Annotated in this window: 11 protein-coding genes and 1 pseudogene; all 12 read left to right on the top strand. The window is 54.5% G+C overall.

Going from position 1 to position 16,428, the window contains the following annotated elements; genetic code table 11:
• Positions 1-68: 68 nt before the first annotated feature.
• The 12 genes and pseudogenes from ACR3ZL_RS00220 (at position 69) to ACR3ZL_RS00165 (ending at position 16,410) form a co-directional block, all read left to right on the top strand.
• On the top strand, positions 69-1,244 hold the full coding sequence (locus tag ACR3ZL_RS00220) for an N-acetyltransferase (protein ID WP_473649885.1): 1,176 nt from the start codon (positions 69-71) through the stop codon (positions 1,242-1,244).
• Positions 1,241-3,418, top strand: coding sequence for an ATP-dependent DNA helicase (locus ACR3ZL_RS00215; RefSeq protein ID WP_473649886.1), 2,178 nt, complete (start codon positions 1,241-1,243; stop codon positions 3,416-3,418). The genes ACR3ZL_RS00220 and ACR3ZL_RS00215 overlap by 4 nt, the downstream gene beginning before the upstream one ends.
• Before the next feature lie 105 nt (positions 3,419-3,523).
• A pseudogene (gene recG, locus ACR3ZL_RS00210) lies at positions 3,524-5,709 on the top strand (ATP-dependent DNA helicase RecG).
• Between the two features lie 1,107 nt (positions 5,710-6,816).
• Positions 6,817-7,491: a DUF6338 family protein gene (locus ACR3ZL_RS00205; RefSeq protein ID WP_473649887.1), complete on the top strand. Its 675-nt coding sequence runs from the start codon at positions 6,817-6,819 to the stop codon at positions 7,489-7,491.
• A gap of 114 nt (positions 7,492-7,605) precedes the next feature.
• A complete protein-coding gene (locus ACR3ZL_RS00200; protein ID WP_473649888.1) occupies positions 7,606-7,770 on the top strand; it encodes a hypothetical protein in 165 nt (54 codons plus the stop codon).
• A 609-nt stretch (positions 7,771-8,379) separates the two neighbouring features.
• Positions 8,380-8,757: a hypothetical protein gene (locus ACR3ZL_RS00195; protein WP_486173130.1), complete on the top strand. Its 378-nt coding sequence runs from the start codon at positions 8,380-8,382 to the stop codon at positions 8,755-8,757.
• Positions 8,758-9,421: 664 nt separating this feature from the next.
• Positions 9,422-10,414, top strand: coding sequence for a hypothetical protein (locus ACR3ZL_RS00190; protein WP_473649890.1), 993 nt, complete (start codon positions 9,422-9,424; stop codon positions 10,412-10,414).
• Entirely contained in the window at positions 10,342-10,941 is a 600-nt protein-coding gene (locus ACR3ZL_RS00185; protein WP_473649891.1) for a hypothetical protein, read from the top strand. The genes ACR3ZL_RS00190 and ACR3ZL_RS00185 overlap by 73 nt, the downstream gene beginning before the upstream one ends.
• Positions 10,942-11,463: 522 nt before the next feature.
• Positions 11,464-11,844, top strand: a complete 381-nt coding sequence (locus tag ACR3ZL_RS00180; protein WP_473649892.1) for a hypothetical protein — start codon at positions 11,464-11,466, stop codon at positions 11,842-11,844.
• A gap of 166 nt (positions 11,845-12,010) precedes the next feature.
• Positions 12,011-13,081, top strand: a complete 1,071-nt coding sequence (locus ACR3ZL_RS00175) for an NAD-dependent epimerase/dehydratase family protein (protein ID WP_473649893.1) — start codon at positions 12,011-12,013, stop codon at positions 13,079-13,081.
• Positions 13,078-14,733, top strand: coding sequence for an ArnT family glycosyltransferase (locus ACR3ZL_RS00170; RefSeq protein WP_473649894.1), 1,656 nt, complete (start codon positions 13,078-13,080; stop codon positions 14,731-14,733). The genes ACR3ZL_RS00175 and ACR3ZL_RS00170 overlap by 4 nt, the downstream gene beginning before the upstream one ends.
• A gap of 396 nt (positions 14,734-15,129) precedes the next feature.
• Complete coding sequence (locus tag ACR3ZL_RS00165; protein ID WP_486173129.1) at positions 15,130-16,410, top strand: hypothetical protein; 1,281 nt, start codon at positions 15,130-15,132, stop codon at positions 16,408-16,410.
• The last annotated feature ends 18 nt before the right edge of the window (positions 16,411-16,428 follow it).

Here is a 16,428-nt window from a genome sequence, read left to right as displayed (position 1 = left end):
TAGGCACTGTTTTAGCCACCACGTCATTTTGACACTTTTTTCACCTTGATTCGGAAACCCCAGCCACCATGTCGGAGGTCATTTGCCGTCCCGTCGAAAGCCGTCGCGACCAAAAGGAGTTTCTACAGCTCGAAAAACGTCTCTATCGTGACGATCCTAATTGGATTCCACCGATTTGGGATGAACGCAAGAAATTGGTGGGTTTCAAGCCGCATCCATTTTACTTGGACGCCGAGGGCCAGACCTTCTTGGTCTATCGCGACGAACGGGTAGTGGGGCGAATTTTGGCGGTGGTCAATCATGCCCACAATCGGACCCACGAAGAGAAGACGGGATTCTTTGGATTCTTCGAATGCGAAAACGATCCTGATGCGGCGTGTTGCTTACTGCAAACCGCGTCGGATTGGCTACAAGAGCGAGGGATGACGGTCGTTCGTGGCCCGGTTCATCCCAGCCTGAACTACGAGGTTGGCTTGCTGGTCGACGGTTTTGATACACCGCCGACGTTCTTGATCCCGTACAACCACGATTATTACGAGTCGCTGATTACGTCTTGTGGTTTTGAAAAGTCACAAGATCTGTACAGCTACGAAGTCTCGATCGAGATGCTCAACGACTTGGACCCCAAGTTGTTGTTCGTTATCGAAGAGTCCACCCGTCGATTTAAGGCAACGACGCGGCCGATTCGTCGGTCTCATTTCAAGGAAGATGTGCGCATCTTTTTGAACATCTACAACGAGTCGCTCAAGCAAACGTGGGGCTATGTCCCCATGAGCGAGGCGGAAGTCGACGAGCAAAGCAAAGGACTCAAGCAACTCTTGATTCCGGAACTGACCAGCATCGCGGAGATCGATGGTAAGCCGGTCGGTGCAGGGTTTGGTTTGCTCGACTACAACCCCATCATCAAACGAATCGGCGGCAAGATCCTACCGTTCGGCTGGTTCCACATTCTGTTTGGTCGCAAAAAGATCAAGCGTTTACGATTGGTCAGTGCAAACGTGTTACCCGAGTACCAAAAGTGGGGGCTGGGTTTGGTAACGCTGTATCCGATTTTGCCCGTCGCACTGGAACACGGGATTGAAGTGGGCGAGTTTTCGTGGGTCTTGGAAAGCAATCAACTTTCGCGAGGAACGATTCAGCGGGGTGGTGGAACGTGTACGAAGACGCACCGCATCTTTGATCGCGTACTCAGCACCGACAAGCCGGAATCCGAGTCGAGCGACCGTGCAGAGACCAGCCCGTGACATCGGATTCGAATCAAGAGACTGAACCGGATCAGCCGCCGCTGGATGTGGATGCGATTCTGGGTCCGGACGGCAGCATCAGTCGGCGGTTGCCCAACTACGAACCTCGCGAGCAGCAAATCGCGATGGCTCGGGAGGTGGCTGCAGCGATTGCCGCGAAGGAGCATCTGATCGTCGAAGCGGGAACGGGAACCGGCAAGAGCTTTGCCTATCTCGTGCCAGCGATTTTGCACGCCACGGCCGATCAAGCGGAACCAGGGCATCCAGCGAGTTTGGATCAAGAAGAGGGTGACGACGAACTGGATGATGTGGTGAAACCATCCGGTGGTGTCGGTAAACTTTCCGACGCCGGCAATCCAACTGGGGATGCAACGGACAAGCCGCCCAAGAAACGCCGTGTCCTAATTTCAACGCATACGATCAGCTTGCAAGAGCAGTTGATCGGCAAAGACATGCCGCTGCTTAACAGTGTCGTGCCGCGAGAGTTTTCAGCCGTGTTGGTGAAGGGGCGAGGCAATTACCTGTCCATTCGGCGGATGAATCGGGCGATCGCGAAGTCGACCTCGTTGATGGCTAACGACTTCCAAATGCGGCAGCTTCAATCCGTTCAACAATGGTCCAAAACGACAGGTGATGGATCGCTGGCGACGCTTCCCATTAAGCCCGATGCGGCGGTATGGGACGAGGTTCGTAGCGACACAGGGAATTGCTTGCGATCGAAGTGCCCACACTTCAAAGAGTGTTTTTACTTTCGCGCACGTCGCCGAGCCCAGAACGCTCAGTTGTTGATCGTCAACCACGCGATGCTGTTCACCGACATGGCGATGCGCCGCCAAGGGTTTTCGTTGCTGCCCGATTACGACGTCGTGATTCTGGACGAATGCCATACGATCGAAGCGGTCGCCGGCGATCACTTGGGGATCCGTATCACCTCGGGGCAATTTGATTATCTGTTCGATCGTCTTTACAACGACCGACAACAAAAAGGATTGCTGGTCGCCCATAACCTGCTGGGTCTGCAAAGCGAGGTCGAACGATGTCGCCATGCAGCCAGTATTCTGTTCGCCGATATTCTGGATTGGTACGAACAATCCAAGTCACGCAACGGACGGGTGCATCACCCGGACCTTGTCGAAAACTCACTTAGCGAGCCGATGGAAAAGCTCGCTCGCCGTCTGCGTGGGCACGCCGATGCGCAGGAAAACGATTCCGATCGACAAGATTTCCAATCGGCCCACGACCGTTTACTGACGCTGGCCGGTGGATTGCGGGAGTGGTTGGGGCAGGCGATCAAGCAGGAAAGTGTTTACTGGGTTGAAAAGTCGGGCAACAAGCGCGGCATGGATCGTGTTTCGCTTTCGGCATCGCCCGTCGACATTGGTCAAACCCTCCGCGAGGAACTGTTTCAAAGCGAAGACATCGACTCGGTGATCATGACCAGTGCCACGTTGGCCAGTGGTGATGGTGAGAAGTTCCCGTTCTTTCGAAGTCGGATCGGCCTGACGGGTGGACGGAATTTGCAAGTCGGAAGTCCGTTTGACTACCAGAAGCAAGCGAAATTGATCGTCGTCAACGGCTTGCCGGATCCGTCGGCCAATCGGGAAGAATTCGAACGCACGATTCCGGGCCAGATCAAACGCTTCGCCGGACACACCGACGGGCACACCTTTGTTTTGTTCACCAGTTACGCGTTGCTGCGTCGATGTGCCGAGGCGATCACGCCTTGGTTGATTGAAAACGACTTGCAGCTTTACAGCCAAGCGGGTGAACAGAACCGAACTCAGTTGCTCGACGCGTTTCGCGCCGACCCGAGAGGCGTGTTGTTGGGGACGGATAGCTTTTGGCAGGGCGTGGATGTCCCCGGTGACGCGTTGACCAACGTGATCATTACCAAGTTGCCTTTTGCGGTCCCGGACCATCCGTTGCTGGAAGCGAGATTAGAAGCGATCAAAGCTAATGGCGGCAATCCGTTCAGCGACTATCAGTTACCCGAAGCGGTGATCAAGTTCCGCCAAGGTTTTGGCCGCTTGATTCGGACGCGAAGTGACGAGGGGATGGTCGTGGTGCTGGATCCCCGCGTTCGGACGAAGCCCTACGGCCGCCGCTTCCTGAGTTCACTTCCCGACGTCAAAGTTCATCACGTTAATCCCACGCCTCGACGTCCCGCAAAATGATCCAAGGGGTGGCCTGTTTGCCAAATTTGTGTTTTGACTGAACCATCATCTCCATCCTTGTCAAACGACTCCGATTCGGCGGAAAAGAAGCTTGAATTCGAGCTAATGACGCCGCTTCAATACATTCCCGGTGTCGGGTCGGCACGCGCCGAGCGGTTCCGGAAACTGGGGCTGCGCAAGCGCAAGACGTGTTGTTCTTCTTTCCACGAGAACATCAATTCCCGCCACCGCCGACGCGGGTCGACGATCTTCACGAAGGAAAAGCGGCCACGTTCATCGGCAAAGTCACCGATGCTGAACTGGTATCGCGAACTCCCGGCAAATCAATCTTCGCAGCGATTGTCGAAAATGAATCGGGCGTTGTCCGAATCGTCTTTTTCAATCAACCGTTTCGCGCCGAGCAACTGACGCTCGATCGTCTGGTCCGGCTTAGCGGGACCCCGAAGCTTGCAGGTTTGCGGTGGGAGTTCACGCATCCGAAGTATGAGCTTATCGATGCGGATGAGGCGGACGACGCAAGCACGGGCAGCATCCAACCGGTTTATCCGCTGACCGAAGGGGTGAAGGAATATGAGCTTCGTCGACTGACGAAACAGGTTTCCGAAGTGTTGGCGGACGAGATCAAAGAGGTCATGCCAAGTAACTTGCGGACGCGAGCGGCCGAGGTTCTCAAGCAAGATGATTTCGAGGTCGGTGAATCCTTGCCGTCGATTGCGACGACGCTGCGGGACATCCACTGCCCGCCATCAGCAGAAACGCTTGCGGCGGCTCGGACGCGGTTGATCTTTCAAGAACTGTTGGTGATGCAGCTGGCCTTGGCGATGCGGCGTCAAACCTTGACTGGACGTTTGCGATCGACGCCACTGGATTGCAGTGCCAAAATCAAACAACGGATCATTCGGCGGTTTCCGTTTGAACTAACTGGTGACCAGTTGCGTGTGATCGATACCATTTCAGGTGAACTGCAGCGGCAGTTTCCGATGAACCGATTATTACAAGGCGATGTGGGTAGCGGCAAAACGGTCGTCGCGATCTTTGCGATGATGTTGACGGTTGCTTGTGGGCACCAAGCGACACTGATGGCACCGACTGAGGTACTTGCACGCCAGCATTTCAAAACATTGCAAAAGATCCTTGCCGGCAGCAAGGTGTCGGTAGGTTTGCTGTGTGGATCATTGGGTGCCGCCGAGCGTCGCGAAACTTTGCAAAAGATCGCTTCGGGCGAGATCGATTTGATTGTCGGGACGCAGGCGTTGGTCTTCGATATCGAGTTTCATTCGCTTGCCTTGTGCGTGATCGATGAGCAGCACAAGTTTGGTGTCGGGCAACGGGTGCGATTGCGGCAGGGTGGTGTCGATCCGCATTGTCTGGTGATGTCGGCGACCCCGATCCCACGAAGCATCGCGATGACTCAGTTCGGTGATGTGGACTTAAGCACGATCCGCGACAAGCCGGCCGGCCGAGGTGAGGTTCATACCTACCTGGCGCATGATGGATGGAAAGATCGATGGTGGGACTTCATCCGTCAACGCGTTGCCGAGGGACGTCAAATCTATATCGTCGCCCCACGGGTTGGCGATGAAGATGCTGATCAATTGGACGACTCGGGCAAGGAAAAGACCCAGGAAAAGATCCAGCAGATGGACGAGTTCGTTGCCGACGAAGACATCGTCGCGGAAGACATCACGTCGGTCAGCCGCACCTTTGAGCATCTAAGCAAGGAAGTGTTTAAAGAGTTGCGGGTGGGATTGTTGCACGGCCGGATGAAGCCAGAAGCGAAACAGGAAGTGATGGAGCGATTCGCTGAGGGCGACATTGACGTGTTGGTGACCACAACGGTGATTGAGGTTGGCGTGGATGTTGCCAACGCCACCGTGATGACGATTCTGGGTGGCAATCGATTCGGCTTGGCTCAGTTACACCAGTTGCGCGGTCGGGTTTCGCGAGGAGTCCATGCGGGACACGTTTGCGTTTTCACCGACGGTGATCGATCGCCGGAGGAAAGTGAACGGCTGAAGATTTTTGAATCCACCAACGACGGATTCGAATTAGCGGAAGCCGATTTCCGGCTCCGTGGGCCTGGCGATTTGTTGGGCAAGAAACAAAGTGGTCTACCACCGCTGCGAATCGCCGATCTCACACGGGATGTTCAGATCCTACAAGCAGCTCGGAAGCTAGCTCAAGAAATGATCGACGACGATCCCGGGATGGAAGACGAATCCTTGAAACTACTACGTGAACAAGTGATGCGCCGCTACGGCCAACGCCTGCACCTAGGCGACGGAGCCTAGCCAAAGCCAATAATTGTAGAACAACTATCCCCAGTTGTTTGGGCGCGTGCCGTTCTGCTGTTGGGGGCCCCGAACGATTGAGGACAATCTTTCTACTCTTGCGAACCTGTAATCTGTCGTACGCCAAACACCCAGTGCTTACTGTAGAACAACTGTCCCCAGTTGTTCGGACGCGTAGGTTGGTATCCCGACCCTGAAAATAATCTCTCTACTCTGAACGATTTCCCGAAGCCAGGCACCCAGCAAGTCCCGTTCTGCTGTTGGTGGTCCCGAACGATTGAGGACAATCTTTCTACTCTCGCGCCCCCGTAATCTGTCGTGCGCCAAGCACCCAGTGCTTACTGTAGAACAACTGTCCCCAGTTGTTCGGGCGCGAGGGTTGGTCGCCTGACCCTGACGATAATCTCTCTAACCTGAACGACTTCCCCGTGCCCGAATATCCCGAAGCCAGGCACCCAGCAAGTCCCGTTCTGCAATTGGGGGTCCCGAACGATTGAGGACAATCTTTCTACTCTTGCGAACCTGTAATCTGTCGTGCGCCAAGCACCCAGTGCCAATTGTAGAACAACTGTCCTCAGTTGTTTGGGCGCGTGGGTTGGATCCTGACCCTGCAGATTATCTTTCCAACCCGAACGATTTCCCGCTGCCAGAGTTTCCCGGTGCCAGGCACCCAGCATCTCCCACTCCGGCTCACCGCCTCAAACACCGACGAAACATCAAAAAAACTACTCAGTATTTCGTCCGAACAAGCAAGCCATCGGGTTACCAAAGAATCCACCGGAATTTGCTTGACTCCGAACCTCGCATACACGAACTTAGTCTCGCCCAACGGCGGAGCCGGGCACTCCCCATTTCTACTGAAGACGCGTGGTTGCACCCAGTCGTCAAAAGGACGACGAAAGAAAGCAACCACAACCCACACAGGAGAAATACCGAACACCCCTGTTCACCGCCCGAACTAAAAAGGTGCATTTGCACCGAGTCGAAGAATATCGCTCGAATCGCCTGCTGAGTCTGGCGGTATAAGACACCGATGCCCAATATCCCCTGCTGAGCAGGGGATAACTTAGTAGTTATCCGACTGAACCTTGAACGCGAGTTGCCTCATTGAAAATTAGCCAAGACGTCGTCGAGATCCTTGAGTACCTGCTCCCAGGATTTCTCGCTGCATGGGTGTTTTACATCCTCACGGGCCATCCGAAGCAATCGCCGTTCGAGCGAACGGTGCAGGCCCTCATTCTTACCATTGTCGTAAAGGCCCTTGTGTACGTTGTCGAGGGAACCGCATTGCTGGTTGGGACCCATGTATACAGCTTCGGAAGATGGGATGAATCTACTGCAGTTCTCTGGTCCGTTTTAGTTGCCTTCGTTGCCGGACATGCCCTGGCGTGGGCGGCCAACAATAACGCGTACCATAAGTGCCTGTACGGCTTCAACATTACCTCCAAAACCTCACTCGTTTCCGAGTGGCATTCAGCTTTCACTTCTACGTACTGCTATGTGATCCTGCATCTTGGCGACGACCTCGACAATCGTAGGCTGTTCGGCTGGCCTGAGGAGTGGCCAGATGATCCGATAAATGGTCACTTTGTGATCAATGATCCGGAATGGCTAATTGTCGAAGACGGAGAATATCGGCGGGTGCCACTCCCCGAGAATGAATTGCTAATGGTTGGCGGTAAAGATGTCATGATGGTAGAATTTGTACGAACGCCAAACGCTTCTGAAATTGAGGAACCTAATGAGCGACGAGAAGAAACCGGAACCGCGGATAAGTGTTGAAGCTGGATACAATCCGCCACCCAAGGTCATTACTGAGGGCCGAAACACCAAAAGCAAACCGACAAACATAAAAAAGCCTGATTCTCTCCCTGCACCTCCTCCGGAGAAAAAGAAATGACTGATGACGCAAAGAAAAAAGGTCTAACGACCAACAGCAAGAATGAAGGCATGCGAAAAGAAGCTGGGTACAAAGGACCAGTCAATGTCGCGAAACCCACTCAACTGCCTCCACCACCGCCTACGCCGCCGTCGTCCAAATCGACGGACGAGAAGAAGTAGCTACACATCACGGACGGATAACAATGCCATGCACCGGAGCAGGTGTGCTCTCCGTTCCGGCGGTTGCCTTCGGCATTGCACCGCCTCCACTGCGGTCACCCCTGCCCGGTGATGGCCAACGTTACACCAACACAAACAAAACATGGCAAAGCAGTTTCAATCGTTCGCTGATCTTATTGGCCAGCCGAGTACCATCAAAGGGGGCAGGCCTCTTTGATGAGGTTGTCTGGCGATTCTGGTTGCCCCGTTGAGAGTCAGCTATGCGAGGAAGACGGATGCGACTCGCTTTCCAAAAGTTGCCGCCAAAGAGGCCTGACCCCTTTGGTGCCCTCCTGACCACTTTGGTGCCTCGCTTATGGCCAACGTTATGTTGCTGATCGAGATGATGAACGCATGACAAAGCTGTACGTTCTGTCAAGCGTTGCGAATCGTTTTCGCGACGACTTCTTCGCTTGCGGCACTCACATTCGACGGGACCCATGTGCTTCTTGTGAAGCAAATCTCAGCGGCTGGTCAGCGCCGCTTCTTTATCGGTGGGAATACGAATTCGGCGATCCGCGATCAGCGTTGGAAGCTGGCCACAATTGCTATTGGGGCGGCTTTCGCTTGATGGTCGATCCAACTGGTAAATCACTGCTTTCCAAATTGAAAATCCCATTCAGCTTTCACGCTACCGAAATGACTGAAGGTGAGCTGCTCTTTAACGACCAGTCTTCCTTGGAATGCGTAACGATTGATGCAGATGTTGCTTCGGACGCTACCGAATGCAAAAACACGATTTGTGAATCATGCGGACGCTTTACGGAACGCAGACGGCAGATCACGCGATTGAGAATTCCCGCCTCTGTTATCCCGGAATTTGGCGTTTTCGCGATCATGCAGAATGGCAAAAACAGCCCGATGTTCGCAACGGAAGAGGCGCGTGCAGAATTAGCGGACACCGGCATTGCTGGTATTGGCTTCTACCCAGCGGGACGCGTGATATGATGGAAGGGATCGATCAAAGGGGTCAGCCTCTTTGATGAGGTTGTCTGGCGATTCGGGTTGCCCCGTTGAGAGTCGGCTATGTGAGGAAGACGGATGCGACTCACTTCCCAAAAGTTGCCGCCGAAGAGGCCTGATTCCTTTGGTGCCCTCTGACCCCTTTGATGCCCTTCAGAGCACGGCTTGCGCGATTTCACAAATGGAAAGTCGTCTCTTTGTGCCGGGAGACGCCTAGCGTTATCCGGCTTATCCACAGGCCGAGCCTGTCGCCGAGTTTCATGACACCAATCACATGCACTAAACTGAGACGTCACAATGTTCTTCAGCGTTTTTCTGCTTGCCGCGACCTTGTTGTGCTCACTCGTTGCAGGCTTTCTCTTCGCTTTTTCGGTTGTTGCAATGCCGGGAATCGGGCAGCTCGATGACCGCTCGTTCATTCGGGCATTTCAGAGCGATCAAAGGGGTCAGGCCTCTTTGATGAGGTTGTCTGGCGACTCTGGTTGCCCCCGTTGAGAGTCAGCTATGCGAGGAAGACGGATGCGAACCGCTTCCCAAAAGTTCCCGCCAAAGAGGCCTGACCCCTTTGGTGACTTCTGATGCATCCCAAAGACGGGACATCTTTATGTCGAATCTCGTATAATGTCGGCTATCGAGTTCGAGTTTTCACTTGAACGCGAAAACAGCAGAACAACGCCGTGCACACGGAGCACGGCTTCCCATATGGAAAGTCGTCTCTCCGTGTTTGGTGACGGCGGCCGTTCTACTTAAGAAAACTGCATCGAGCGAAATGCGTATTGTGCCATATATCGGATTATTATTGATCCTCACATTCAATGCGGTGGCCGCGCCGGCAGGAATTTCAACCATAGACGCCTTCGGTTCACTCGTTCGGGTTTCCACTTGGACCGAATCATGGCCTGATGAAGATGGCAACACTCTTCCTCGTAAGGTTGAGGGCGAGATCTGGAACGATGTGATTCAAGCGGCTCTCGAAAAAAACGACTCCGTTCACCTTCCGCAGCGCGACCAACCCTACTATCTAGACGGCCCGATTGTCCTTCAATCCGGGCAGAGGTTCACGGCCGATCCGAAAGCGGAGATTCGTCTCAAGCCCAACTCCAACACCTGCATGGTGCGCAATGCGAGTGTCGCAGGATTTGGGGACAGACCTTTGCCAACGGATTTGCTTATGGATACGGACATTCATATTGAGGGTGGAATCTGGACCACGCTCGCCACTACGCACAAGGAGGTCAATGGCAATCAATACGGACGGTCAGCGAAGGAAGATCCCGTGGCAGGGACCCATGGTGTGATCCTCCTTCAGAATGTCCGTCGTGCGGTCGTCAAGAATGTCACGGTCAGGCAAAGCATGCCCTTCGCGGTGCATTTGGCCAATGCGCACGAATTCATCGTCGAAGAAATCGTCCTCGACCGACATCATCGAGACGGCGTCCACGTGAACGGTCCCGCCAGCGACGGGACTATTCGAGGGGTGAGCGGGGATTCTCGGGACGACGATGTTGCTCTGAACGCGTGGGATTGGAAGAATTGCGCACCTCTTTCGGCCCCATCGAACGCGTTCTGGTGGAAGATGTCACCGGTTCGCCGCAGGATGAATACCCCGAGAACATCTCCATCCGCCTGCTTCCGGGTGTAAAGGACTTCGGCGACGACCGTATTCTCGATTGTCCGGTACGCGATGTCACTTTGCGACGCATCCATAACATTCGGCATTTCAAAGCATACGCGCAACCGAATCTGGAGTTGGGTCGTGACAAAGATTCCAGTGCCGGTATCGGCCGCATCGAAAACCTGACGCTGGAGAAACTTGTCTTTGACCGCCCCGGCGTAATCGAACTCCACGCTGATACCGTCGGTCTCGCTATTCGGGACGTGCATCTGAACCACGAAATTCCGACTGGCTGGCACCTTCTTGCGATCGGTCCCAAGTCGCAGACGTACAAATATGGTCGTTCAGAAGATCCGGCCCGTTGGACGGAAGTCTTTTCTCCTGATCTTGACTGCACGGTGCGCAACTTTTCGATTCGCGGCGTGCGGATGGAGGGTTCTGAAAAGGAACGTTCAATCGATCAGCTTGTGCGCATCATCCAACAGAAGCCCAATCCGCTTTATCCACGTACCACTCCACGCGGAGGAACAGGGAAAGGAATCTTGATTCGTTGATGCTGCAGCCTCCACGTTTCATCCGCAACACGCTGCTGACCTTCTGGCTGCATGATGGGGTTGAGGCATTAGCTTGTCGTTTTTTCGCCGGCGGGTGAGAAAAGGGGGGGACAGGCCTCTTTGATGAGGTTGTCTGATGCTTTTGGTTGCCCCGTTGAGAGTCAGCTATGCGAGAGTGACAGAAGCGCTCGCTTCCCAAAAGTATCTAACAAAGAGGCCTGACCCCTTTGATGTTTCTGTAACAAAGAGGCCTGACCCCTTTGATGTTTCTGACCCCTTTGATGTTTCTCGACCGTTTCGATATCACCACGGCCGTTCCACGATCCATCCGTTGGGACTGCGTCGGCCTGTCGCTACACTGAATCGAGATGCAATGATTGCATGACCGTGCGACGCAACGGAGTCGCGCTTGCACGGTTTTCGGCAAGATCACGTCTAATCTCCCGACCCGCTGATCACGGATTCTTCGTCTGACTGTGTGCATGCACCCAAATTAGCTGTTTCCCCACTAGGCCTGATTCAATGCAACGAAACTATCTGATTTTACCGTCAACCCTAGCAATTGCATGCCTGCTTGGCGCAACCTTTACGCTGGTTGGTGCTGAGGAGGATGTCATGGCATCATCTCGCAAAACAAATTTCTCGGCTGACTCGGTGATCATGGTCCAGTTCGACGATGGAACGGACGAACCTGAGCGTGTTGCTTTGATTGATGTATCCATCGTCGAACTTGGAAATAAGGTGTTCTTGCATGGAGAAGTATTTAACAAGCTTCCTTCGCTTCCCAATAACTTTGGCGCTGCGCCTACTTTCATCGCTATTGAACGGATCATTCTGCTGCAACAATTCGAGTTGAACGAGATCCCGGCCAATGCGCCATCGGTGAACGATCTCTACAATTGATTGTGGCATTAGGTTGCATCCGGCACAGCGCGGAGCCAGTAAGCGCCCTTCGCTCTGTGGGTTATTGCTGAAAAGGTGATCGGTCCGTGGATAGGAGCGATGAGGGGTTGGGCAATCGCAGTTACAATACGCGGTTTTGAGATTTGGATCCGAAGGACAAGTGTTGATGGATGTCTTGATCACCGGGGTTTGCGGCTTCGTGGGTTCGTCGATTGCGAGAGCATTGGCTGCTCACCCGGATGTCAATCGAATTTTCGGCATCGACAACTTGGCTCGAAAAGGTAGCGAGCTGAATCGTGAATCGTTACGCACGATTGATGTGAAGGTTTTTCATGGTGACCTACGTTTGGCGAGCGATTTGGAGACCTTGCCTGCCGTTGATTGGGTGATCGACGCGGCGGCGCTGCCGAGTGTGTTGGCAGGCGTTGACGGGAACAGCTCTTCGCTGCAACTGGTCCAGCACAACCTGGTTGGCACGATCCATTTGTTGGAGTACTGCAAACGGAATCAAGCAGGTTTGATTCTGTTGAGTACCAGCCGTGTCTACTCGATTGAGGCTCTGTTGGACGTCCCGTTGGTGGAGAAAGAAGCAGCCTTCGTCTTTGATGAACAGTCCGGCAAAACGGGAGCGGGGGTCGGGCTAAATGGAGTGCAAGAGTCGTTCTCGACCGCGGCGCCGGTTTCGCTTTATGGGGCGACCAAGCTGGCTTCGGAAGCGTTGGCCTTGGAATACGGTTTAACGTTTGATTTCCCGGTTTGGGTTAACCGGTGTGGTGTGCTGGCGGGCAGTGGTCAATTTGGGCGGCCGGACCAGGGGATCTTTTCGTTCTGGCTGAACAGTCATCTTCGTCGTCGTCCGCTGCGTTATCTGGGCTTTGGTGGATCGGGGTATCAGGTGCGTGATTGCTTGCACGTGAACGATTTGGCGCGGCTAGTAATCAAACAGCTTCGCCGAACGGATGTGGATGGGATTCCACGGACGGTGAATGTGGCAGGTGGTGCGGCGTCAGCGATTTCGCTGCGTCAACTGACCGCTTGGTGTGACGAACGGTTTGGAGTTCATCCGGTTGAGTCCAGTCAGGAGGAACGCCCATTCGATCTTCCTTGGGTGGTGCTTAATTCCAGCTTGGCGGAGCGTCATTGGGGGTGGCGTCCCGAGATCTCGCTAGATGAGACGTTGGAGGAGATCGCCGGTCATGCGGAAGCTCATCCAAATTGGTTGGAGATGTCTCGATGAGTAATGACCACGACGACGTTAAGCTTCAACCGGCGCAGCAAGGCGGACGATCACGCTGGCAACTGGCTTGGGTTGTATTGCCAGTCTTGTTGTACGTGGTGCTGCGTTTGCCGATTTTGGTGCATGCACCGGGTGGCCAGGACGAGCAATGGTTTGCGGTTCCGGGGTGGACGGTTTGGAATGAGGGCGTGCCTCGAATTCCTTACGTGCCGACTCGCGATCGGTCGACGTTCTTTGAAAACGCCGATCGATGCTTGATGACGTTGCCACCGGCGTTGTTTTATGTGCAGGCCCCTTTTCACGCATTCTTTTCGCCGGGATACGCGACTTCACGCATTCCTCTTTTCTTAGGTGCGTTGGCGTCCATTGCGTTCACGTTTGTGTTAGCGAGACGATTGGGGGCGTCGGTTCCGTCATCGCTGTTGGCGTCGACGTTGATGGCGGTTGGCCGTCCGTTGATGTTCACTGGGTTAATGGTGCGGCCTGACTTGCTTTGCGCGTTTTGCGGGTGGCTGAGCTTGTGGTGGTTATGGAGTTTTTTGAAAACGGTCGAATCCGCCGAGGGGATTTCGTGGCGATACGTCGTGGCCAGTGGCGCCGCATGCGGACTGGCGGCTTTGTTTCATCCCTTTGCACTGGTGTTTGCGATCCAGGCTTTTGTGGGCTTGGTGTTCATGAGCGGCGTGTCTCTGGCGGGCGTGCGTTGGCGCGACAGGGTGTTTGCGTTCGCTGCGTTTGGGGGCAGTTGCCTGGCGATCATCGGGCTGTGGACGCCGCTGATCATGCGGTTTCCCTATGAGTTTCGAAGCCAGTTCTTTGCCAACGTGCTCGACCGGGCGGGGCCTGGATTGCCGGCACGCATGTTATGGCCGTTCCCGTCGCTACGGCATCACGCGACGTTGCTATGGGAGTTCGCGGGGCCATGGCAGTGTGCTTTTTTTGCGTTCGCGATCTTGGTTGCGACGTGGGCACTTTTGAAGCGGCGATCTGTTGAAGATGCGACCGAACCTCTTTCGCTGAATCATCGGCTGAGCGGTCTTCGGCCACTGGGTCTTCGGCTACTGGGGCGTTCGTCATACGGTTATCTGGCTTTGATGTGGTCGAGTGTTTTTCTAACCGCGGTGGTGGCGGGGCTGCATCCGACCAAGGGCTATTGGGTCTATCCTTGTTTTTGGATCCTGGGAGGACTGGCGATTGCGATCGATGATTGGATTTGGCGGACCAACCTTCGTCTCAGCATGCGGAAAGCCGCCTTTGTCCTGTTTGGGTTCGTGGGAATCGTTTGCATGTTACCGGGGGCGGGGTTGCGATCGGTTTGGCTGTACACCACGCACTGGGGCGATCCGCAGTACCACGGTGCTAAGTTCATTGATGGCGTGTTAGACGAGCTGCCTAGCGAGGGACTGTTTCTGGCGGATTTGTCTTATGTCTATGACGTTCATCTGAGTGGCCGGCGTGTGTTGTTGTGCCAAGAGCGCGAACAATATTGGGGTGACGAGCCGCTGAACTACGAAGCCTTGCTGTTGGCGTGGGAAGGGGAGGACGCCGGTTGGGCGGATCAGTATGAGGGGCGTTTGATCAAGCGGTACGGTAGCCGTGAAGTTCCTCAGAAGTGTTTCGTAGATCTCTATCGTCTCGATGCTAGCAATTGACGCTCATAGAGAACGCTAGCAAATCATGGCTTGCCCGAATGCACGGGCATGACTTGTTAAGCGTCTTTTAAAAGTAGCGGTGCTTCATTGCGTTATGCCAATTTCGCTGGGGATCTGTGGAGCGGAAGGAGCGGCGAGAATTTGAGATTTCTTGTCGATTTGTCTCAAGTTCGGTTTTGAGTGTCACGGCCTTAATCACGAGAAAATGCAGGAATCGCAGCGTTTTTACTTCAGTTTGCCCGCTTGATTTTCCGGGTATCGCTGGTCACGCCGATTTACCTAGACTGCCCGCTCGACGTGTCCGGTGAACGATTCACCGATCGCCGACCTAGAGCCTAAATGGAGTCGACCGGCATGGATGCCCTGATCACAGTTTGGCAGAAATTCACGTGCGCGATGCGTATCGCATGTGGAATGATGTTGTTGGTTTGTTGTGCACAGGGTGCCGACGCCGCCAATTTTCGAACTCAGAATTTCATTATCCAAGCGTCGACGCCCGCGTTGGCGAAGTCGGTTGGCGAATCCGCCGAGAAGTACCGAGACACGTTAGCTCGCTACTGGACCGGGAAAGCTTTGCCGCCTTGGCCTCAACCGTGTCCGGTTCGTGTGGTCTCGGGCCCGAACTTGGCTGCCCAGGGTGTAACGACTTACAACCCGGCTCCGGTTCGCGACTTCCAAATGGAAGTGATCGGAACCCCCGAGCGAATTCTTGATAGCGTGCTTCCTCACGAAGTCACCCACACAGTGTTGGCGACTTACTTCGGACGTCCGCTACCTCGTTGGGCCGATGAAGGAATTTGCACCACGGTCGAGCATGTTTCGGAACGTGCCAAGCATGAAGCCAAGTTGCGAGAGTTTTTGTCGACGCGGCGTGGCATTGCTATGAATCAATTGTTCTTGTTGACGGAATACCCGCCAGACGTTTTGCCGATGTACGCTCAAGGCTACTCGGTGTGCCGATTCTTGATCCAGCAACAAGGTCCGGAGACGTTCATCGGGTTCTTGAAGGACTACATGCAGCATCCGTCATGGACCGAGAACATTCAAAAACATTACGGCTACGATTCGCTGGCTGAGCTACAGCAGTATTGGTTGTCGTGGGTTGAAGCGGGCAGCGGCCCGGTTGAACGATTTGTGAAAGCCGACGTTCGCAGCCCCAGTGAGGCTGGTTCATCACAAGCGGGACGTGACGTTGCACCAGCGACAGCGTTGGCCGCCTTGGGACCTCAGTCGCCTTCCCGTCTATCACCACCATCGAATCAAGCTCTATCGAGTCGCAACCAGTCGAGTCGCCAAGATGACCTGACCAATAGCTTGGTTTCGGCGAACGATCGAGGACGTGCGAGTGACTCATCGACGTCCGACAGTTGGTATCACCGCCGAGCTAGTGGATTGGCGATGGATAACCTCGCACCGCGTTCAGCTCCATTGGAAGAGCTTCCGCCGGCTGACCGAATAGCTGCGGTTGATCCAACCGCGGGTGATGTCGCGGCCGCGTCAGCGACCCAATCAGCGACTTGGGCACCCCCGTCGGTACTTTCAAGCGGACGGTACTCCGCCGCAACACCGCAGGGTGAATCGTCGTCGTCGCTTCCCGCCAACGGAATCCGCCTGGACGCATCGAATTATTCTCGTGGTGGCACCGCGACTCAGGGCCGATCCAACGTTTGGCGGTAGCTCGAATTTCTTCCTCTT

It is taken from the genome of Rhodopirellula sp. J20-39 (assembly GCF_057365095.1).
The sequence above is the reverse complement of the archived record's forward strand: the minus strand, read 5'-3'. Positions and strand labels throughout refer to the sequence as shown.

Excerpts from the sequence above, each read along its gene's own strand:
- ACR3ZL_RS00220 (WP_473649885.1), top strand. The coding sequence starts at position 69 with ATGTCGGAGGTCATTTGCCGTCCCGTCGAAAGCCGTCGCGACCAAAAG.
- ACR3ZL_RS00200 (WP_473649888.1), top strand. The coding sequence starts at position 7,606 with ATGACTGATGACGCAAAGAAAAAAGGTCTAACGACCAACAGCAAGAAT.
- ACR3ZL_RS00195 (WP_486173130.1), top strand. The coding sequence starts at position 8,380 with ATGGTCGATCCAACTGGTAAATCACTGCTTTCCAAATTGAAAATCCCA.
- ACR3ZL_RS00175 (WP_473649893.1), top strand. The coding sequence starts at position 12,011 with ATGGATGTCTTGATCACCGGGGTTTGCGGCTTCGTGGGTTCGTCGATT.
- ACR3ZL_RS00170 (WP_473649894.1), top strand. The coding sequence starts at position 13,078 with ATGAGTAATGACCACGACGACGTTAAGCTTCAACCGGCGCAGCAAGGC.
- ACR3ZL_RS00165 (WP_486173129.1), top strand. The coding sequence starts at position 15,130 with ATGCGTATCGCATGTGGAATGATGTTGTTGGTTTGTTGTGCACAGGGT.
- ACR3ZL_RS00180 (WP_473649892.1), top strand. The coding sequence starts at position 11,464 with ATGCAACGAAACTATCTGATTTTACCGTCAACCCTAGCAATTGCATGC.